Raw genomic sequence first — 21,047 nt, forward strand, 5'->3', positions numbered from 1 at the left:
TATATTTAAATAACGATCTTGTTTGGTTTGTTTCGCGTATTTGAGTTCAGCATGTGCCCAATGCTTTCCGCTAGCACCGGCTTGCTGAAATAGTAGCCTTGCACGAAACGGCAGCCGCAGTCCCTTAGCACTTGAAGCTCCTCTTCGGTCTCCAGCCCCTCGGCCACTACGAGCAGATTTAAGTTTTTGGCCATTGTAATGACGGTGTTCACGATAGCCGCATTCACTTCCCGATGTTTCAATCCCTTAATAAACGACTGATCTATCTTCAACTTATCGATCGGAAAATCCTTTAAATAACCAAGCGAACTATATCCGGTTCCAAAATCATCCATCGCGACGCGCACACCCAGCCTTTTCAGCTGACCCAGCGCATCTGCCGCCAAATTAACATCCATGCTCATACTCTCCGTGATCTCGAGTTCCAGGTACTTCGGTTGTAAGCCTGTCTCCTCTAAAATCTTCTGAATCATCGCGCTGAGCCCGCTATCATTGAACTGTCGTCTGGATAGGTTGACGGCCATGAACAAACGGGGAAGGCCCTCTTGCTGCCATTTCACGCTCTGTGTGCAAGCCTCTCTCAGCACCCATTCTCCGATCTCATGAATCAGGCCGCTTTCCTCCGCTACTGGGATAAAATCGCAAGGCGGCACTTGCCCCAAAGACGCACTGTGCCAGCGAATTAAGCTCTCTAAACCAACGATCCGGTTCGTATATACATCAACAACGGGTTGATATACGAGATGAAATTCCTCGTTCGTGATCGCCTTACGCAAATGAAATTCAATATCCATTCGTCTTTGAAACTGGTCGTGCTTCGCCTGCAGCGAGCCAGAGAGCGCAGTTTCTACGATTCCTAAGGATTTGACTGGAGACTCATACACGCTCTGAATGCCGTTTCGTATGGCCATTTTACAGCGTTCCAGGAAATAGATGATCATCGTTTCATGGGACATTGGCCCAGTAAGCATTTCTATATGAAAATAATCCGCAGCGCCTATCCTCATAGCCTGAATGGTCTGCATGGCACCTTCGGATGTATGTGTACTAAGCACTACAATAGGAATTGGACGATGATTCATAATGAGTTGAAGCGCATGAATCCCTGCCATGTCTGCCATTGCTAAATCGATGACCACCAAATCCGGCCTTCCAGCAAGCATACAATCCAATGCGGCATTCCCGTGTTTCGCCGTACCTGTCATGATGAACTGTTCATCTTTCTGAAAGATGGGCAGCAACCTCTCGCTCAACTCATTAGAATCACTTACAATCAGGACTCCATACCTATTTAAAAGACCCACTTCATTTACACCTCCTACAAGCAATTTCCACAATAAACCGTATTATCTCCTATTGTACTTTCCACTTATTAGGTAACTTACCTAAATGGTACGTTTTCTCATCCCTATTCGCTAACAATTTGCTAACAAATTCCCGATAAAAAGTGTATAAGAGCGATTTACACTTAATTTTCGACACCTTATAATAGGTTGAGCAAGTAAATTGTTAGGACTTTTGATCCCTCTGTTCATTCAGGAAAGAAATTAGAAAATAAACTTAGTTTGGGGGAGTTTATACTTGGACAGAGTGCTTTTAATCGAGGACGATGATATTATAGGTGAAATGGTCTGTATGTATCTGACAGAAGAGAACTTCTTAGTGCTTAGAGCCCATAATGGCCAGGAAGGCCTTGCCGCCCTTCGCGAATTCGAGCCGGATCTTATTCTATTGGACCTCATGCTTCCTGACTTTGAAGGCACGGACTTATGCAACTCCTTGCGAAGCTTAACGCCAGTTCCCATCATCATCATCTCTTCCAATTCCAAAGTCAGCGAGAAAGTTGAAGCGTTTACAGTAGGAGCTGATGATTACTTATGCAAGCCCTTCAGCATGCATGAGATGAAGGCCCGCATACAAGCCCTTCTGCGTCGATTCAAACAAGCTCATCCACCCGAAGAGCAGCTTGTCCAGCAAGTTGTTCCCGTACCGTCTGTTGATATGAACATTAATTTGGAAAAAAGAACGCTTTATGTGCGAGGCGAACCCATCGACATGACATTCTCCGAATTCGAGCTTATTCGGCTGCTGTACGAGCACCCTGAACGCGTGTACCGCCGGGAGGATTTGATTAACGCTTTGCGTGGCTTCGACTCCTATGTCAACGATCGTGCTATCGATGTACATATTACAAATTTACGCAGGAAAATTGAAGTCAACCCCAAAGAACCCAAATACATAAAAACAGTCTGGGGGGTAGGCTACAAATTTGTTTTATAAGCAAGAGGCTGTCTCCAAGGTCCGAAATGACCCGGAGATAGCCTCTTATTTGATTTCCTTCAAATTTCCGGAGAGCCCAATTTGTCGGATAACCATGCAATCTGTTGAAATATGAATGCCATGAAACTTTTTCCATATTTTTAACATAAATTGGTTGACATAGAAATCATTAATCATTTATTATTGGATTTCTGAGACCTTTATTTGCTAGGAATAGTCAGATATACATCAGATGGCAACTAACTAAACAGGGATTCACAGTGCGATAACCATTACTAAAGGGAGTAACAGGTGAACTCTTATGAATAGTGATAAATTAATTTTGGATTTGGGCAGTCATAGCGCCAAAGTATTCAAGAAATCAGAGATTGGTATCGAACAAGTGGATGTCCTCACATGGGAGCTTTTGGAGAGCGAAGTCTGCCTTCCATCCATTGAAGATAAACTTAAGTCCTTATTGTCCACACAAGGCTCCTTCTTGGAAGGCTCCCCCCTCGGAAACATTGAGGCCTTCGGGACGGAAGCGATGCGAAGGTCGCCGCACCTCTCTGAACATATGGAGGAGATTTGCAGAAATCTGCGAATTGCCTATCGGACGATCAGTCAGAAAGAAGAAGCGGAGCTGCTGCGCAAAGCGATAAGCGAATCGGATATCCCCAGCCACCTTGACGTCATCAATGTCGGAGGCGGCAGCATCCAGATTATTACCAAGGAGTGCGAAGCGCCTTATCTCATTCCTTTCGGCATTTCGGATCTTAATCAAGAATTCCAGTTACTTGGAGCGCCGCATCAAAGGCAAATTACGACCTGTATCAAATGGCTCTCCTCCCGCTTACCCGCATCACTGGGGCCGTTCGCTTACACCGGCGGCGAGAAAACGTATCTGCGCCATTTCGAGATCGAGCTTGAACAGGACCTCTACTGCTCAAGGAGCGACTTTACTCAACTTACCAGACAACTGGCTCTTCTCGAGCTTTCAGCTTTAGAAAACAATTCCCCTTTCGATCCGAAATGGATGCGCGGCGCCATCGCCTCGAATTGTGTCGTCCTTGCCGGGCTAATTAAATCTGGCGCCAGCAAATTCATGCCCTCCGACCTGAATATCGCCCACGGTTTCATGAATCAATTATAATCGCGCTGCACGGTCCCTTTTTGACCAAATCTTTGTGTAAATTTGATGTTATCAAAACCTACCCGTTCACTGCGTATTATATAATACAGTGTACATTAACTAGTTATAATTACATCTACTGATAGGTGGGTACTTCCATATGGCACAAACGATGAAAGCAGCGCTGATTAAGACATACAGCGGGGTTTCAGGCATTGAATTCGGCGAAACGTTAATTCCCCAAATAGACAGTAACGAAGTACTCATCAAGGTGCATGCGGCCTCTATTAATCCCGCTGACTTATTATTTCTTTCCGGCAATTATGGCATTAAACGCGCATTGCCATCGGTTGGCGGAATGGAAGGGTGCGGAACGGTCATTGCAACGGGCAATAGCCTCGTAGCCCGCATGCTGAAAGGAAAACGCGTAGCCTTCGTATCCGAAGTCTACGGCTCCTGGTCGGAGTATACGAAAGCAAGCGCCATGACCTGCATGGTTCTGCCCGACCATGTATCGGACGAGCAGGGCGCTGTCTTCTTCGTTAATCCAGCAAGCGCCATGGCTATGGTGAAGATTGCCAAGCAGCATAAGTCCAAGGCCATCGTACAAACGGCAGGAGCCAGCGCACTCGGCAGAATCCTGGTGAAGCTCGGCAGAGAGAACGGTCTGGCCGTCATCAGTGTGGTCCGCAAAGATGAGCATGCGCAGCTCCTTAGAGAGATAGGCGGACAGCATATCGTGAACAGCAGCTCCCCCGCCTTCGAAGACGAACTCAGACGGAAGTCTCATGACCTTGGAGCTACCGTATGCTTCGATGCCATAGGCGGAGACCTGACAGGCACCGTGCTCTCGGCGCTGCCGGACGGCTCCACGTTGTTTCAATACGGTCTCCTGGGAGGAAGCACAACAACGATCAACGCAGATGATCTGGTTTTCCGCCGCAAACGGATCACAGGCTTCTGGGCGTCCGACTGGGTGAAGACCCAATCCATCTTTGAGCTGCTCTCGCTGCAGGGCTCTATGAAGAAGTCGGTCGGATCGCAGATCCAGACCGAGATTAGCCAAACATTCTCACTCTGTCAGACGGTAGATGCCATCCAACAGTATGCGGCTAACATGACCTCAGGCAAAGTGCTGCTGCGGCCTGTATAGAATTGAAAAGACTGTCCATTGAGTAGAGTGATCTACTTGATGGACAGTCTTTTTCGTTGAGTGAGGTGCCGCGTGCCTATTCGCGTAGCCTAGGAACTACAGAGGCTGCTGCTGAGCCAACTTAGAGGAACTACGATCCGCTATTTCTGCGAATAGCGGGAGTTCGTGGCCGGTTGGGGAACTACAGGGCGTTATTTCTTTACATTGGGCTGGGATTCAGCCAAATGTTGAGAAATAACGGCCCCTAGTTCCCACTCCGCGACCAAAAGGGCGTATTTTGTAGAAATAGTTAAAATGAACGAAACCGACTGCCACTTTGCGTATACGTAGGTTAATTTTGAGAACACTGGTTGGTGTTAAAACATTCCAGCCTCAAAATCAGAGCTAAACACAAAAGGAGTCGGTTTATTATGAGTATTACCACAAAATATGTTGGTTTAGACGTATCTAAAGATAAAATTGTAATTGCCATTGCAAATGAAGGTCGAGATGAACTACCCAGATACTGGGGAAGTATTGACCATACAAAAGAAGCCGTTCGTAAACTTATCGGGCAATTAACCAAAGAAGACAACGTCAAGTTAGATGTTTGTTATGAAGCTGGCCCGACAGGTTTCGTTCTTCAACGCTGGTTTCTAGAATTTTTTGTTGAATGTAGTGTTGTTGCACCAATCTCCTTAACTACGAATACACGGATAAAAACAGATAAGAGAGATGCCCTTCGTCTTGCACAATTGTGGCGCGCTAGGGAGTTAACCCCAATTTACGTCCCCTCTGTAGAAGATGAGGCACTACGCGACCTCGTCCGAGCGCGCGAGGATGCCGTCGAAGATCAGAATCGAAGTAGACAAAGGTTAATGAAATTTCTACTGAGGCATCAATTGCTGCTTCCTAAAGGGAAGACGAAATGGAGTCGTGCTCATGAAGAATGGCTAGATACGCTGCGCTTCGACCAAGATTGTGAAGATATCGTCTTTCAGGAATATCGTAATTGTATCCGGGAAGCTGGACAACGAATTGCGAGATACGAGAAAGAAATGGAAAAACAAGTTGCTTCCAGTTCCCTGGCTCCCCTTATTCAAGCCCTGCAAGCACTTCGAGGAGTTGCACTAATCACAGCAACTACATTAGCAGCGGAACTGGGAAATATTACAGGGCGTTTCGCTCATCCTGGGCAATTAATGTCCTACGCGGGATTAGTTCCGAGTGAAAAATCGAGTGGAGGCAGCAGGTGGCAAGGCGGGATAACAAAGGCCGGAAACGCACACATTCGTCGCGTAGTCATTGAGGCAGCATGGAACTATCGTCACTCGCCTGCCATCCGAAGAGCCCTTCGAGAGCGGCTAGATGGCTTAAGCTCTGCCGTACAGGAAGTGGCATGGAACGCACAAAAGCGACTTCATCAAAAATATAAACGTTTGTCCGCAAAAGGCAAACAGCGAGGTAAAGTTGTAACAGCAGTTGCCAGGGAGTTACTAGGCTTTATATGGGCGATAGCAAGAGAAATAGAAAAAGACAAAAACGACCTCGTGCAAATAGGCCGTTCTTGTTGAACTAAGGGTTGGTCCGTTCAGTTCACATTTCTAAACAAATCAATAAAAGGACGATGATGCAAGAAGCTTGATCGTCACAAATGAATTACATTCTTTGGCTCGAAGGCAAAGTACTAAGCAAGGCAGAGAGAAAACCCGCGAAGGGCGCTTGTGCAAAGCCGAAATAATGGGCTTTATGCACGTCAATAGTCTAAGCAGGATTCACTCTCTGGTCGTATTCATAACTTGTGAAAATCCACGTATATCAGCGTGCCAGCCGGCGCCAATTCATTTTGCCTTCGTGCCAAGGAATGTAGACGTTGTGAGTCACCTTCAACCAATAAGAACGCAGGGAGCACGCCCCCTGCACCCCATTACTCGCCGTAAGGCAGGATCGGCATGATCAGCCGATCCGAGAATCTAGTATGGAAAAACAGACCGCCTGTAAAGAAGAGCACTTGACAGGCTAACTTTCGTGATGCCTAAAAAAGGAACTCCGTGCTAGGAGTTGCAGGTTTCGTTCATATCAGCGCCCTGTAGTTCCCATTCAGGGGGTTAGTGGCCGCGACCAGCTACGCCCCCTCCCTCTAGAACTCCGTAATAATCGTGAGAATCACAGGTCTGCGGCCGGTTTTCTCATAAAAGAAGCGCCCGAGCACTTCTTTCACATTAATTTTCAGCACATTCCATTGGTTCAACGGCTCCTGCCCTGTCTGCAGTCTGTTCACCGTATCCGCGGCCAAAATGCTCGCTCGATCTATGAGATCCTCAGACTCACGCACATAGACGAACCCGCGCGAAATAATATCGGGTCCGGATAAAATTTTGCCATCCGTTTTGCTGAGAAGAAGGACCACGATAAGGATCCCATCCTCCGAAAGCTGCTTCCGGTCACGTAAAACAATATTCCCCACATCACCCAATCCATCGACCAGGGTGTTGCCCGCCGTGACCTTGCGGCTTTGCGTCGCCGCTTCATCCTTGATATCTACAACATCCCCATTGTTCAGGATGAAAATGTTAGCAGGCTCGACGCCAACTGACTCCGCCAAAATGCGGTGCTGATGAAGCATTCGATATTCGCCGTGAATCGGAATAAAATACTTTGGTTTCATGAGCGTCAGCATTAACTTAAGCTCTTCCTGGCTGCCATGGCCGGAAACATGCATGCCGGTCACTGAGCTTGAGCCGTAGATGACCTCCGCGCCAAGGCTAAACAAATTGTCTACCGTCTTAGAGACATTGCGCTCATTCCCAGGAATCGGCGATGAGGAGAGGATGACCGTGTCTCCCCGATGGATTTCTACATTCCTGTAATTATTGCGAGATAGCCGGGATAACGCGGCCATCGGCTCTCCCTGGCTGCCCGTGCAGAGAATGGCAATCCGCTCGGAAGCCAAGCTGCCGATCTCTCCCGCCTCCACCAGCATGCCGTCAGGAACCGTCAAATAGCCCAGCTCGGAAGCTATTTTCACGACGTTGACCATACTGCGGCCCAGCAAGGCTAATTGACGATTCGTCGCTTGCGCGGCATCGATCACCTGCTGAAGCCGGTGGACATTGGAAGCGAAGGTGGCGATGAACACTTTTTGCTTCGCTTTATGGAAAGCCTCCTCGAGATGCTTTCCGACATGGCTTTCCGAAGGCGTATAACCCGGACGCTCGGCATTCGTACTCTCGGATAAAAGCAGCATGACCCCCTTCGAGCCAATGTCCGCCATTTTATGAATATCCGGATATTGATTATTGACCGGCGTAAGGTCAAATTTGAAATCTCCCGTATGGACAACCGCTCCCTCGGGCGTATGAAAAACAACCCCAAGACAATCGGGGATGCTGTGATTAGTTTTAAAGAAAGTAGACGTGATGCTGCCAAGGTCAACCGTGGAATCGGAGGTGATCTCGATCAGTTTGGTACCTGCTAGCAAACCGGCCTCTCTCAGCTTCACTTCAATGAGCCCTATCGTTAAGCGTGTTGCATAGATGGGTACATTGATTTGTTTGCGGATGTAGGGAATGCCTCCGATGTGATCCTCATGCCCATGCGTAATAACCAGTGCGCGGACTTTATCGCTATTTTCGATCAAATAAGTAATATCAGGAACAATGAGATCAACGCCCAGCAAAGTTTCGTCCGGGAATTTAGAGCCGCAGTCGATCACGACAATGTCATTGGCATATTGGACGACGTACATATTTTTACCGATTTCATTAATACCGCCTAAGGAGAAGACCGATAATTGCTGATCCAGCTTGGTCACCTTACTTACCCCCTGTGTCGCTTTCATTTGCGTTAATTTCCCACAAGTGATGTAAGGCTATACAAGAAGGGGCTATTCTTGCCAAGCAAAACGGTAACCAATTCCCGGCTCCGTCAGAATATATCGGGGTCTTGTCGAATCTTCTTCGATTTTCTTCCTCAAATGGCCGACATATACCCGAAGATATTGGCTGTCGGATTCATACTGGGAACCGCCCCATACTTGCTTGAGCAATTGGCGGTGCGTCATTACGCGACCGTTGTTGAGGGCTAACACTTTTAGCAAATCGTACTCCGTAGGCGTCAATTTGAGCTTCTCTCCATGAAGTTCCACAACCCGTTGGGATAAATCAATCACCAGATCCCCTAATTTCAACACAGGTTCATCTTGCGTCTTCGCGATATGGCGTAACGCCACCCGCATGCGTGCCATAAATTCTCCCATGCCAAAGGGCTTTGTTACATAATCATCGGCCCCTCGGTCCAAGGCAGCCACTTTATCCTGCTCCTGGTCTTGGGCGGTAAGAATAATGATCGGGACCTGCGACCATTCACGAATATGCTGCAGCACATCCATCCCTGTCATATCCGGTAATCCGAGGTCTAACACGATGAGATCCGGCCGAACCATCGTGGCCTGCAATAAACCCTCTTGGCCCGTTGCAGCTTCCGTCACATCGAAGCCATGCGCATTCAACGTTACTCGCAACAGCTTGCGAATTTGCGCCTCATCATCAATGATTAAAATTTTCGCACCAGTTGCTGTCATGCTCCATCCCCCTGTTTCTCAGCGAATTGTAACGGCAAACTGATATGAATAGCCGTTCCTTTGGGCTCATTTCTTTGGGCTACGATTTGCCCGCCATGGGCTTCCACGATGCTTTTACAGATCGCAAGCCCCAGTCCTGTACCGGGGATATGTTTGGTTAATTGTCCCCGATAAAACTTTTCAAAAATCCGATCCAAGTCCTCTGCCGCAATTCCCGCTCCCTCATCCCTGATGGTCAATTCAAGCGTTTCCCGGCGCTGCGCCGCTTCGATCACAATTTCGCTGCCCTCCGGCGAATACTTGATGGCATTGCTGATCACATTAATCAGCACCTGTTCGATCAGCACATCATCCAGCGGGACGGAAGGTAGCTCCGGAGCAAGCCGAATGCTTACCTTCCTATGCTGCAAAGCATCCTTCAGCTGGGCAAGGGCAACACCGACAATATCCTCAATCCCGCACCATTGCTTATTTAACCGCAGCATGCCGCTTTCAATCCGGACCATACCAAGCAAATTCCCTACTAGCCTATTCATCCTTGTTGACCCTTCACGAATCGTTAGCAGCAGCTCACGTCGATCTTCAGGACTAAATACAGCTTCGCTTTCTAACAGCCCCGTCACAGAGCCTATGATGGTAGCTAGCGGTGTTCGCAGCTCATGAGAGAGCGAGTCCAGCAGCGCCGTTCGCAGCTTCTCAGACTCGGCTGTCAGCTGCGCCACCTTCGCTTCATTAGCCAGCTTGACGCGAGAAATCGCAACAGCCACCAGATCCGAGAGTGCTTCAATAAAGCGAATCAGCTCCGGCATCTCCGTTAACGGCCGTTCACCGACATACACAGCTAATACGCCGTGAACTTGATGATCTGTCTCAAGCGGGACATAGAGTGTTGAGGACTCCCTCAACGAGTGTGTGCCACGCCCCGCGCTCGCATGATGATTGTAAACCCACGCCGCGATAGACAAGTGGGATTCATCTGTCACCCATTCCATCCCATCCTTGGAATAGGCTCCTACTTGCTGTTCACCCAATGGATTGGGTAATAGAATAGCAGCTTTTGCGCTTAATGCTTCGGAAACATGCTGTACAATCTGATTAAGAAGTCCTTCTAAATCGGAAATGGCCGTAATTTTACGGCTTAACGCATACAGGGCAGCCGTACTGGCTTCACTCTGCTGTGCTTGATGAATCTGATTGCGAAGCTTCGAAGCCAAGCTCGCCGTGAGAGCGGCAACCGATATAAAGACAATAAATGAGATCAAATAACGCAAATCCGCAACTGTAAGGCTAAATACAGGAGGGACAAATAAGAAATCTAAAGATAATACGCCGATTGCCGCTGCAAAAAAGGAAGGCCCCCTTCCCCAACGCACAGCACTAAAAAGAACTGGAAGCAGATAGAAAAGAGAGACATTCACCAAGCCTAAAAAGTCGCTAAAAGCTTTTAAAAATAAAGTGACCGCAGCAATAAAAAGAGCTGTCATCACGTAGGATTTCCATCTCATCCAACTATTTGTTTTATTCATCATGCTCTCATTTTACCTTATTTTCTGCGGATTGCCATAGTTCGTAATCGGCGACAATGAGCACATCCATTTGGGAAGCAAGCGGCAGCAGTTTCTTAACTGTAGCGTCTTTCCATACGATCATTTGCGTGGCCCCTGCCACACTTGCTTGAGAGGCAAACACAGCCGGGACGGCTTTACGGCTCATCACTTCTTGATACACAAACTCGCCACCGAGCCTAACCGTCAGCTTTTCCAGCTTTTCCAGCTTAGGCTTCAATTGCTCGCCACTCCCCACTGCGATAAAACTTACGTACCAAGCTGCTTTCAGCCGGTGTGCGATTCGAAATCCCCGGCGAATGAGGCGGTCCGCTTGTGATATCTCCGTGATGGAGACGTAAATAACCTCTTTTCTCCGCCATGGGCCTCGAAGGGAGCTCTTGCGCTCCATAGATTCCAGACGTTCATCTACATCATCAGCAATTTCACGTAAAGCCAGTTCCCGAAGAGCGATCAGATTCCCGGTTTTAAAAAAGTTATTCAACGCTTGATCCACTTTGATCATCGCATAAATCTTGCCTTCCCTCATGCGAAGCTGCAAAGCTTCAGGTGCCACGTCAATTAATTGCACTTCATCGGCCGCCCGAAGAATGCTGTCAGGAACCGTTTCACGAACCCGAATTCCGGTAATTTGCTCAACGGCATCGTTTAAGCTTTCCAAGTGCTGAACGTTGACCGTTGCAATGACGGATATGCCTGCTTCCAGGATGTCCAGCACATCTTCATACCTCTTTTTATATTTACTGCCGGGTACATTCGAATGGGCTAATTCATCAACTAAAATGACTTCAGGCCGCGCCTTAATAATGGCTTCCGTATCCATCTCCTCAAGCCTTACGCCTTGATAGGCAATTTCTGCCCGAGGCATAATGGTTAGCTCGCCAATTTGTTCGATGGTTCCCTTTCTCCCATGCGTTTCGAGCAGCCCGATCTTCACATCGATGCCTTTCTTAAGCAAATCATTGCCTTCCCGCAGCATGGTATATGTTTTTCCTACCCCTGGGGCGGCGCCAATATACACTTTGAACCTGCCGCGTTTGATTTTCTCGATCTTTGCTTGAACCTCTTGCCTGCTCAGACGCTTATATTTGTACGGCTCCTTCGATACCTGCATGTGGGCAGGAAGAATGCGCTCCCCATCCCGTGCGGCACGATCAGCAACCAGGAACACATCGACATTCTTGACTCTTTTTAAAATGCCATTGATCACAGATCCTTGCCAAAAGGTTTGCCACTTGGTTTGTTTGGAATGCCCCAAGACAATACGGGTTACTTTATGATGAATGGCATAATCAACCAAGGCTTTAGGAATACAACGGCGAAATCGTAGCGGAAGCTCCTCGAACTTACCGCCGACTTTCTCGACAAGCTTCATAATCGATCTGCGAAAAGCGGAGGCTTCCTTCGATAGCGGTTTATTGAACTTACGCAGCGTCACAACATGAAGATCACCGTTCAACCGCTTCGCGATCTGTTGGCCTCGCCGCACATAAATGGAACCGTTCCAATGATATTGGGCGGTTACCAGGATGCGCTCTGTGGCGCCTGAAGGCCCCAGAATCCCCATCTGCTCACGATGCGCTTCCAGCGAATCGTTAACGTCCTCTGCAACGAGACGCAAGGCTAATTCTCTTAATACGCCTAAGTTGCCTCTTTTGAATAAAGCGGTGTCTTTATTTCCCTTGAGATGCCCTTCTTCCAGTCGATTCAGAATCATTTCTGGCGTTGCATCAATTAAGCGAACCTCATCGGCCAGCTCCAGCGTATCTGCGGGCACACAATGCCCCACTTCAATCCCCGTCAACTTATGTGCGACTTCCATCGCGGCTGCCAGCTCATACACATTCACAGTGGTTATCACACTAATATTGTTAGCTAGCAGATACTTGATATCATCCAGGCGCGTAGGAAAACGGGCATCCGGTCGATTCAGATGGGCCAGCCCGTCTACAAGCACAACCTCCGGATTTCTCTCCATTAAAGCGTCCAGATTTAAATCCTTTTGCTCGGTGCCGTCCTTCATCCAATGAATGCTCGGTACTCTTTCCAAATCTCCTAATTGTTCCACGGTTTCCGGCCTTTGGAGCGTAGATACCGCGCAGATGACCACATCAATCCCCTGCTGCCTGAGATTATGCCCTTCCCGCAGCATATGGTACGTCTTTCCTGAGCCGCTGACTGCGCCGATATAGATTTTCAGACTCCCGCGATGCAATTTGGAGATGGATAATAGAATTTCTTCCGGCGTTTTCCTTTTGAAACCATCCAATCCAGCATCCTCTCCTTTCTCCTCAAAATGACGCAGAAACCACTCTCGACCTATCGAGAGTGGTTGTCAGCTGCTTACAACTTCACTTGTTTCAGCAGCTCTATATTTAGTTCTGTTACATTCACCCTCGGCTCACCAAGAAAACCGAGCTGTCTGGTTTTTGTAAACTGATCAACGAGACCGTTAAGCACGTTCTCCGCGATTCCTGTTTCTTTACTGATCCTAGGCACTTGGGCTTTGGCCCCTTCCGGTGACAAATCCGGATCAAAGCCGGAGCCGGACAATGTGACTAAATCAGCTGGGATATCGGTTAGGGCTGGATTTTCCTTCTTCAAAGCATCAATCTTTTCTGCCAATGCAGCTGCATAATCGCTTGAAGCTACCGCCATATTGGAGCCGGAAGAAGCTTTGGGATCATACTTCGCCGTAGATTCCCTTGGGTGAAACAGCTTAGGGGACTCGAAGCCCTGAGCCAGCAATTCCGAGCCGATTACCTTTCCGCCGGATTCAATCAGACTTCCATCCGCTTGCTTGGGGAATAAGACTTGAGCCACGCCCGTCGTAACCAGCGGATAAATGAGCCCGCAAACGATCATGAACAATATAGATACACGAATTGCTATAAAAACCGATTTCATGACGCTATCTCCTCGTTTCTCTTTCTCTTTAAACGATATTTAATCCGTGAAGTATCATATCGATAATTTTAATCCCGATGAATGGTACGATGACCCCGCCAATCCCATATAGCAGAACATTACGGGACAACAATCGATCCGCTGACATTGCGCGATACTTAACGCCCTTCATCGCAATTGGAATCAGCAGCGGAATGATGATGGCATTGAAAATTAAAGCGGATAGAATAGCCGATTCCGGCGAGGCCAGATTCATAATATTCAAGGCCTGCAACTGCGGCATCGCCAGGATAAACATCGCAGGAATGATCGCGAAATACTTGGCGATATCATTCGCGATAGAGAAGGTCGTTAGAGCTCCGCGTGTGATCAGCAGCTGTTTCCCAATGGAAATAACGGAAAGCAGTTTGGTTGGATCCGAGTCCAGATCGATCATGTTAGCGGCTTCCTTCGCCGCCATGGTGCCTGAATTCATCGCCAAACCTACGTCCGCTTGCGCCAGAGCAGGAGCATCATTCGTTCCGTCGCCTGTCATCGCTACAAGCTTGCCTTCTTGCTGTTCCTTTTTAATCGCAGCGATTTTATCTTCCGGTTTCGCCTCTGCAATAAACTCATCAACACCGGCTTCAAGAGCAATTGTTGCAGCTGTCAGCGGGTTATCCCCTGTACACATGACCGTTTTGATCCCCATCGAACGCAGCTCGGCAAAACGCTCCTTCAAGCCCGGTTTTACAGTATCTTTGAGGTAAATAACACCGTAGATTCGATCATTTATTGCTACAGCAAGCGGAGTGCCTCCGGCCTTAGCGATTCGGTTCGTAATCGTCTCCAGATCATTAGGAATTTTACCGCCTAAAGCTGTTACATATTTTTTGATCGCGTCAACAGCGCCCTTACGTACCTTGGAGCCTCCTACAAGGTTAAGCCCGGACATACGCGTTTCAGCCGTGAACTCGACAACTTCCGCACCTTCGTAAGCATTTGTTTGCCAGGATTCGCCAAGTTTATTGGCAAGCTCAACAATGGAGCGCCCTTCCGGTGTTTCATCTTTGACCGAAGCTTGAAGAGAAGCAAACGTGATATCTTTGGCTGTCACGCCACTTACAGGAACGAATTCGGACGCCATGCGGTTCCCAAAGGTGATGGTTCCTGTTTTATCTAAAATCATCGTATCGATGTCGCCTGCGGCTTCAACCGCTTTACCGGACATCGCAAGCACGTTAAACTGTGTGACACGGTCCATCCCGGCGATACCGATCGCGGATAAGAGACCGCCGATGGTTGTCGGAATCAGACAGACCAGCAGCGCGATCAGCGTGGAAATCTCCAATTTCACATTCAAATATTGGGCCATTGGCACCATGGTCATAATGACGATCAAGAAGATCAGCGTCAATACGGCAAGCAGTGTTGTTAAAGCAATCTCATTCGGCGTTTTTTGCCGTTTCGCGCCTTCAACGAGTGCAATCATACGGTCTAAGAAAGATTCACCAGGATCGGTCGTCACTTTGACAACGATATAGTCGGACGCTACCCGTGTACCGCCGGTTACGGAAGAGAAGTCGCCTCCCGCTTCCTTAATAACAGGAGCGGATTCACCTGTAATGGCGGATTCATCAATGGAAGCCAAACCTTCAATGATTTCTCCATCGGAAGGGATGATCTCACCGATTTCGATCCGAACGATATCGCCTTTACGGAGTGTAGTAGAAGATACTTCCTTGTAGGAGCCGTCCTTTTGAACCAGACGAGCTTTCGTATCGGACTTCGTTTTCCGTAGAGAGTCAGCCTGCGCCTTGCCGCGCCCTTCTGCCAAAGCTTCCGCAAAGTTCGCGAACAGCAGGGTAAAGAGCAGAATCAGAAAGACCGCGATATTATAAGCCCTGCCTACTTCCGTCGAGCCAAATAGGTCAGGTGCAAGTGATAACAGAAAGGTAATGACGGTACCTACCTCTACGACGAACATGACCGGATTTTTAATCATTACCCATGGATTTAATTTCTTAAATGAATCCACGATAGCTTGATTGACAATTTCTTTTGTTAATGTTTTTTTACGTTCCACTGCCATGTAAATCCTCCCTCTCTATTACGTCTATCCTTAACGCGCTGCTAAATGTTCAGCAATCGGTCCCAATGCCAGCGCCGGGAAGAACGTTAGAGCACCGATAACTAAAATAATCATGATCAAAATCCCCATAAATAAAGGTGTATTCGTCCGAAGCGTACCTGTTGTAACGGGCACAACACGCTTAGTAGCAAGTGAGCCTGCTATAGCCAGCATGGCGATAATGGAAATATAGCGTCCAACCAGCATGACAAGACCAATGCTCATTGCATAAAAGTTCGTTCCAGCGCTCAAACCGCCAAAGGCAGATCCGTTATTGGCTGCACCGGAGGTGAAAGCATACAGAACTTCAGATAGGCCGTGCATCCCTTGATTCGCTATGGACGTGACCGATTCAGGACGAATCAACGCCCAAGCCGTCGGTGCTAAAATGATGAGCGGATGCGTCAGAATCGCGATCGCAGCCAGCTTCACTTCTTTACCTTCAATCTTTTTGCCCATAAATTCTGGCGTACGTCCAACCATCAGTCCGCAAATGAATACAGACAAGATGAGATAAAGCAGTCCGTTTAATAAGCCGACCCCTTTGCCGCCAAATACGTTATTTAACATCATTTCCGCAAAAGGAACAATGCTTCCTAGCGGTGTAAGCGATTCATGCATCGCATTAACAGAGCCTGTTGTAGCTGCTGTAGTAACGGTTGTGAAAAGGGCCGTTTCGGATAATCCGAAGCGAACTTCCTTGCCTTCCATATTGCCATGAACGCCCAACGCATCTACGGCAGCAATACCTTTATACTCCGCGTAGAACACCGTGGAGAGCATAACCAGGAAGATAATTCCCATAGCAGCGAATACGGTCCAGCCTTGCTTCTTGTTCTTAATCATTAGTCCGAATGCGTAGACGAGTGAAGTAGGCAAAAGCATCATACAAATGATATGGATCATATTCGTAAATGGCGTTGGATTTTCAAAGGGATGCGCAGCATTCGTCCCGAACCATCCGCCACCGTTAGTGCCGATATGTTTAATTGATTCAAAAGAAGCAACTAAACCGCGAGTAATCGTTTGTTCTGCCCCTTCAATGGTTGTCGCTTGAACAGCGCCCAGCAAGGTTTGAGGCACACCTTGAAAAACTAGAACTAAAGCAACAATGAAGCTAAGCGGCAGAAATACGCGAGTAATCGCCCTTGTCATATCCACGTAAAAGTTTCCGAGATTGTCTTGACGGCCAACTAATCCGCGGATAAAAGCTACAGCTACAGCGAAACCGGTTGCCGCCGACGTAAACATCGGAAACGTTAGCCCTACCATCTGTGAGAGATAGGACAGTGTATTTTCACCGCTGTAAGCTTGCCAGTTCGTATTTGTAATAAAAGAAATAGCCGTATTAAAAGCGATTGTTGGTGATACATTATCAATTCCATCGGGATTCAGCGGCAGATACTTTTGAAGCCGAAATACAGCGTACATAAGGATCATCATGACAAAGTTGACGATTAATACAGCTCCTAAATACTTTTTCCAGCCCATCGCTTCCTCTTCTTTAACACCCATTAGGCGATAGGACACACGCTCGAAGGGGCCGAACACACGATCCAAGCCACTCTTTTCATAACCAAACACTTTCACCAAGTAGCTGCCCACCGGCTTCACCAAAAGCATGATAATCACCAGTGTGATGACTACTTGCAACAATCCCATACCCATAGTAGGTTCTCCCCCTGCTTTATATAAGTTCTGATTTATCCATTAAAATTTCTCCGGCTTCACTAAAACAAAACCTAGATACACCATGATCGCTAGCGCAATTAGTCCAATCACAATCATTTGGTTGCCTCCTATAAGTTTTCATTCAAAAACTCGCATCGAAAGCATCAACCTGCCTACGCTTTTTCGCAAAATTTCATAAAGCCCCAAAACCCCAGAAAGGTTAATGCCATTAATAAGACCATCGTTACATCGTTGTACATCGCGCATCTCCTCCAAATCAGACAGATCCTAGTTTATTGGTTTGTAATAGAGATGATAGAAGGAACTTCACATCACCGTTTTTGGAATAAATAACATAGTCAGCGCCTAACCCTTTATAAATCAATCTTGGATTTACACTTTGGGTAATCACATACATCGGCCCTAACGTCCAACTGCGGCATATCTGAATATAGCGGCAGCATAACGTCAAGCTTTCTTCGAATAGAATAATGCTCCCAACCGGATAATCGGGAATATGGGGTGAACCCGGTAGTGACGTATCCACCTGGATGATCTTTTTTACTCCCTGCCCTTCTAGCTTGAGTTTTTCCATCTTGTTGTTCGTTAATGCAACATAAGGAAACCCAGCCAACCTGATCTGTTTCATAAACTCCTCGCCTGCCTTGGTTGGAGCAGCTATTAGCAGCAAATCGCTTTGCATGGCCTTCATCGCTTCCTTTCCTGACTCATTGTAACGCCGAACAGTATAAAAATGAGGTAAAGAATCCCTAGCCTGCATATAAAAAAAACATAAAAATGCGCATGCTTAGAAAGAAACATAGGCCTCTGAATGGTCAAAAATATAAGAACGATTCGATAGAACATCCAATTCTTTGTTGCCTATAGATTTATGTTGAAGCTTCTCTGACAGGTCTGTTAATGCGGACTCGATCACATGAGTCCTTACTTCTCCCCATGCCTCTTTTTTCTGACGGACATAATGCAAACCATCCTCAAGGGAAAGTCCTTTGAGCTTCTGAAAGACAACAGCCCATTGAACGAAGTCTCCCTTCAGATTGCCGCACGGAATTTCATAATCTCCTAAACCGCTTGTTCCCAGGCTTGTTGAGATGGAAAGCATGCCGCAATGGCAGTCGCGGCCATGTCCAGGCAGCAGTTTGTCGGATAACTCATCATCAAAGCGATAGCATTCAATTCGGGTAATCTTGCATTCGGGAACCATGTGTAGATTCACTCTCCTCATTTGATGCTCTGAATCTTACGCCTTGGAGATCCGCCTTGTAAAACGTGCCTCGACCTTCTTTTTGCCGTATAGACGAATGGATGCGCTTTCAAATAATTCATGCATGAATTTTCGCTATTCAAGCTTCGGTTTTCTTTCATTTACGCCATTTTATCGTTTTTTTATGGGTTTCCCCACGTTTCTTTACCCCATTTTTATTCCTCTCAGCCTTACAATTGAGGAGCAAAACACACACATTATTGCTGTAAGTCTTACGTACAAAGGAGAAATGACGATGGCTTCCGCTCCCCGTTATTATTTAGGGTTAATCCCCGAAATGTTAAATCCGATTCCCTTAACTTACGAATGGTTCGGTGTCTTATGGTTAGAAGAGGCTAACCGTTTCCCTGTTATTGTCGGGTATTGGTTCTCTAAGGAGAGGTCAGACATTATTCAAAAAGCAGAGCGAGCCGGTTATGCCAATTGGACCGAAATGTCGGAGCACTACGTGATCATGAACATGTACAGGTCCATACGAAATAAACAAAAGGAGCAAGATTGGGAGAAGCGCTCCAGACTGTCAATTCGCATGAATTTCACAGCACCTTGGAAGAATGTTCCCTCTGGCCTGTATGTTGTCAAATCAAGAGAAACTTTTCCGCTGCATGCTTCCGCCATATGTAAAAAAAGGTTCTTCCTTTGGTTAGAACACGCGGCGGTATGTGAAAGCGAGCAGGAACTTCAAGCGTTCATCCGGAGGGTGCAAAGAGAGCACCACCTTGGGAAAACGATAAAAACAGGGAGCCCTACGCTGTAGGGCAACCTCACCATCCCAGAAATAAAAAAGACACCGTCCACATGGACGATGTCTACCTCTACCTCTACCTCATCCTCCGTTATCGACGAACGAGCTCCATCTCCACTTGACGATATCTCGATTGCAATCCCTATGTTGTACTTTGTGCAGGCCTGTTGATTATCCACAAAATGGCAGGTAAAAAGGCCGCCCATTCGGTAAACTGTTTGTACCCCTACAAACATCCGAAAGAAGGCGACCTCATGAAAAAGTCTACTATGTTCTCGAATATTCTGCAAACAATTATACCGAAAGAAGAAGTGCTTCCTCTTATCAAAGAAGAGTCCTACGTTGATTCTGCGCGGAAATTTACTGTTTATGATCTCTTTCTTTTTTTATCGCAAGCCGCACTCCAGCAATGGGACGGCTACCGAGATGGTGAAAAACGCATGTCTTCTTGTGGACTTGTAAAAGCTGATCACTCCACGATTTCAAAAAAAGCCAAAGATGTCCCATTTGAGGTGTTCAAGCAGCTGTTGCGTCTGATGATTCAGAAATGTAATCGCCCAACGCGTCGTCGTTTAGGTATCCCTAAGGAATTGCTTGTAGTGGATTCCACTAAGATTACGGTTGGTAAAGAACGATGGCCATGGGCGCCGCTAAAAGGTGAAAAAGCAGGAATTAAACTCCACGTTTCAATCATTGCAGATGCAGGTCAGCTACATAAAGTTACAGAAACAACGGGGAATCGCCCAGATCTATTAAGCTGTAATGACGTACGCGACGACCGTTTCATACTAGTAGCTGACCGCGCTTATGGTAAGCATAAACAATTTGATGATTATCAGGAACAAAACCAATATTTCGTGATTCGCCTCAGGGATAACACACATTTTCATGAACCTAAACGGAGGACACGAAAACGTCCATTTGCTGGCACAATTGAACAAGATTTAACCTGTCAGTTAGGAGCGAAGTCGACGCTTTCAAAAAATAGGTTTCGTGTCGTTATTCTAAAGGATCCGCATGGCAATCCTGTTATTCTGGCAACCAATCTACATAGGCCCTCTGTCGAAAAAATTGCTGAGATGTATAAGAAGCGGTGGCAAATCGAGGTTTTTTTTCGTTGGATTAAGCAGCATTTGAATGTACCGATGATATTTGGAACAACGCCAAATGCCGTTTATGGCCAGTTGTACACAGCTTTATTGGTATATGTCTTGCTTAAATTTGTATTTGAACAAGGAAATTCCAAAGTACATCCAAGTGCCCAGTTATCTTTTGCCGAATTCGATCGGTTATTTGGTATGAACGATTTGCAAGCAGAATGGTTGGTCTATTTGACGAGTAATTTTACTTTCTCATGAACCCACTTATTGGTAAATCAACAGGCCTGTACTTTGTGCAATATTATAACCGCATTTTGCCCTCCGCACTCCCCTATATTGTACTTAGTACAATATAACGGACTACAAACCGCTTTTTTCGGGCAACAGCACCAAAATGAGTGTACTTTGTGCAACGAGGGCTGCGATTGCAACCAAAAGACCGCTCTCCTGTTGCACAAAGTGCAACGAAGCATCCCATGGCACCACAGGATGACCCGTGTTAGCCCCTAAACTCATTCTTATATGTTAAAAAAGCACAGAAATAGCGCATTACCGCCGT

At 47.0% G+C, this 21,047-nt stretch carries 17 protein-coding genes; 6 read left to right on the plus strand and 11 right to left on the minus strand.

From position 1 onward, the window contains the following. Nucleotides 1-5 precede the first annotated feature (5 nt). Nucleotides 6-1,304 (minus strand): EAL domain-containing protein, encoded by a 1,299-nt coding sequence (locus ACKTT9_RS36095; protein ID WP_407869792.1) that lies wholly within the window; start codon nucleotides 1,302-1,304, stop codon nucleotides 6-8. 286 nt (nucleotides 1,305-1,590) lie between these two features. Here ACKTT9_RS36095 and ACKTT9_RS36100 point away from each other — a divergent pair, with 286 nt between their 5' ends. From ACKTT9_RS36100 to ACKTT9_RS36115, 4 genes are all read left to right on the plus strand, one after another. Continuing rightward, nucleotides 1,591-2,280, plus strand: coding sequence for a response regulator transcription factor (locus ACKTT9_RS36100; protein ID WP_307719948.1), 690 nt, complete (start codon nucleotides 1,591-1,593; stop codon nucleotides 2,278-2,280). A gap of 301 nt (nucleotides 2,281-2,581) precedes the next feature. Further along, on the plus strand, nucleotides 2,582-3,412 hold the full coding sequence (locus tag ACKTT9_RS36105; RefSeq protein ID WP_407869793.1) for a hypothetical protein: 831 nt from the start codon (nucleotides 2,582-2,584) through the stop codon (nucleotides 3,410-3,412). Between the two features lie 139 nt (nucleotides 3,413-3,551). Then, on the plus strand, nucleotides 3,552-4,544 hold the full coding sequence (locus tag ACKTT9_RS36110) for a zinc-binding dehydrogenase (protein ID WP_157324215.1): 993 nt from the start codon (nucleotides 3,552-3,554) through the stop codon (nucleotides 4,542-4,544). Nucleotides 4,545-4,954: 410 nt separating this feature from the next. Beyond that, nucleotides 4,955-6,097 (plus strand): IS110 family transposase, encoded by a 1,143-nt coding sequence (locus ACKTT9_RS36115; protein ID WP_407869794.1) that lies wholly within the window; start codon nucleotides 4,955-4,957, stop codon nucleotides 6,095-6,097. 566 nt (nucleotides 6,098-6,663) lie between these two features. On the opposite strand, the gene ACKTT9_RS36120 is transcribed toward ACKTT9_RS36115, so the two are convergent. The 10 genes from ACKTT9_RS36120 to ACKTT9_RS36165 form a co-directional block, all read right to left on the minus strand. Next, nucleotides 6,664-8,337: a ribonuclease J gene (locus tag ACKTT9_RS36120; RefSeq protein ID WP_407869795.1), complete on the minus strand. Its 1,674-nt coding sequence runs from the start codon at nucleotides 8,335-8,337 to the stop codon at nucleotides 6,664-6,666. A gap of 72 nt (nucleotides 8,338-8,409) precedes the next feature. Continuing rightward, entirely contained in the window at nucleotides 8,410-9,105 is a 696-nt protein-coding gene (locus ACKTT9_RS36125; protein ID WP_157324221.1) for a response regulator, read from the minus strand. Continuing rightward, complete coding sequence (locus ACKTT9_RS36130) at nucleotides 9,102-10,634, minus strand: ATP-binding protein (RefSeq protein WP_407869796.1); 1,533 nt, start codon at nucleotides 10,632-10,634, stop codon at nucleotides 9,102-9,104. Before ACKTT9_RS36130 ends, ACKTT9_RS36125 begins: the two co-directional genes overlap by 4 nt. 4 nt (nucleotides 10,635-10,638) lie before the next feature. Continuing rightward, a complete protein-coding gene (locus tag ACKTT9_RS36135; protein ID WP_407869797.1) occupies nucleotides 10,639-12,939 on the minus strand; it encodes a histidine kinase in 2,301 nt (766 codons plus the stop codon). A 74-nt stretch (nucleotides 12,940-13,013) separates the two neighbouring features. Further along, nucleotides 13,014-13,577: a potassium-transporting ATPase subunit KdpC gene (kdpC, locus tag ACKTT9_RS36140; RefSeq protein ID WP_407869798.1), complete on the minus strand. Its 564-nt coding sequence runs from the start codon at nucleotides 13,575-13,577 to the stop codon at nucleotides 13,014-13,016. 28 nt (nucleotides 13,578-13,605) lie between these two features. Continuing rightward, nucleotides 13,606-15,648, minus strand: a complete 2,043-nt coding sequence (kdpB, locus tag ACKTT9_RS36145; RefSeq protein ID WP_407869799.1) for a potassium-transporting ATPase subunit KdpB — start codon at nucleotides 15,646-15,648, stop codon at nucleotides 13,606-13,608. Between the two features lie 30 nt (nucleotides 15,649-15,678). Next, the gene (gene kdpA, locus ACKTT9_RS36150; protein ID WP_407873182.1) at nucleotides 15,679-17,349 is read right to left on the minus strand and encodes a potassium-transporting ATPase subunit KdpA; all 1,671 of its coding nucleotides are present in this window, start codon (nucleotides 17,347-17,349) and stop codon (nucleotides 15,679-15,681) included. Nucleotides 17,350-17,397: 48 nt separating this feature from the next. Further along, nucleotides 17,398-17,475, minus strand: coding sequence for a potassium-transporting ATPase subunit F (locus tag ACKTT9_RS36155; RefSeq protein ID WP_379171775.1), 78 nt, complete (start codon nucleotides 17,473-17,475; stop codon nucleotides 17,398-17,400). 160 nt (nucleotides 17,476-17,635) lie between these two features. Beyond that, nucleotides 17,636-18,070 carry a hypothetical protein gene (locus tag ACKTT9_RS36160; RefSeq protein ID WP_407869800.1) on the minus strand — a complete coding sequence of 145 codons (435 nt, stop codon included), beginning with the start codon at nucleotides 18,068-18,070 and terminating at the stop codon, nucleotides 17,636-17,638. A 96-nt stretch (nucleotides 18,071-18,166) separates the two neighbouring features. Then, entirely contained in the window at nucleotides 18,167-18,583 is a 417-nt protein-coding gene (locus ACKTT9_RS36165) for a hypothetical protein (protein ID WP_157324233.1), read from the minus strand. Nucleotides 18,584-18,878: 295 nt separating this feature from the next. Here ACKTT9_RS36165 and ACKTT9_RS36170 point away from each other — a divergent pair, with 295 nt between their 5' ends. Beyond that, complete coding sequence (locus tag ACKTT9_RS36170) at nucleotides 18,879-19,400, plus strand: hypothetical protein (protein ID WP_407869801.1); 522 nt, start codon at nucleotides 18,879-18,881, stop codon at nucleotides 19,398-19,400. Between the two features lie 242 nt (nucleotides 19,401-19,642). Then, nucleotides 19,643-20,746, plus strand: a complete 1,104-nt coding sequence (locus ACKTT9_RS36175) for an IS4 family transposase (protein WP_407869802.1) — start codon at nucleotides 19,643-19,645, stop codon at nucleotides 20,744-20,746. Nucleotides 20,747-21,047: the final 301 nt, after the last annotated feature.

This window comes from Paenibacillus sp. P36, assembly GCF_045866505.1.
Taxonomy (GTDB): Bacteria; Bacillota; Bacilli; order Paenibacillales; family NBRC-103111; genus Paenibacillus_E; species Paenibacillus_E chondroitinus.